Origin of the sequence: Adlercreutzia equolifaciens (assembly GCF_029076695.1) — a bacterium.
GTDB classification, from domain to species: domain Bacteria; phylum Actinomycetota; class Coriobacteriia; order Coriobacteriales; family Eggerthellaceae; genus Adlercreutzia; species Adlercreutzia equolifaciens_A.
This window is the reverse complement of record NZ_JARFIK010000407.1, coordinates 1-300: the sequence shown is the minus strand read 5'-3', so window position 1 is coordinate 300 and position 300 is coordinate 1. Positions and strand designations below refer to the sequence as shown.

The following is a 300-nucleotide window of genomic DNA, read 5'->3' as shown; positions in this document are numbered from 1 at the left end:
CCCTCGATGCGCAGCAGGTCTTCCTCGGTGTGACCGAGCAGGTCGGCCACGGTCTCGATACCCGCCTCGGAGAACTTGTTCGCCCATCGCTGGGACACGCCCAGATCGTCGTAAATGTACAGGCGAGCATCCTCGTCGGACAGGTTATGACCGCGGTGGCCGGACAGAGCACTGTAGTAGCCGCCGAAGGAGCCCGTGGAGTTGAAGTAGCCGTCGGTATCGAGCGACCAATCCTGGGGCTGCGGCAGCAGCTCCTCGATCTCGTGCAGGGCATCCGGTGCGAAGTCGGGCAGCGAATCG

At 63.7% G+C, this 300-nt stretch carries 1 protein-coding gene; it reads right to left on the bottom strand.

Annotated elements, in window-relative coordinates:
• The coding region (locus PZH32_RS12935) for a DNA-directed RNA polymerase subunit alpha C-terminal domain-containing protein (protein WP_275208661.1) at positions 1–300 on the bottom strand (300 nt) is incomplete at both ends.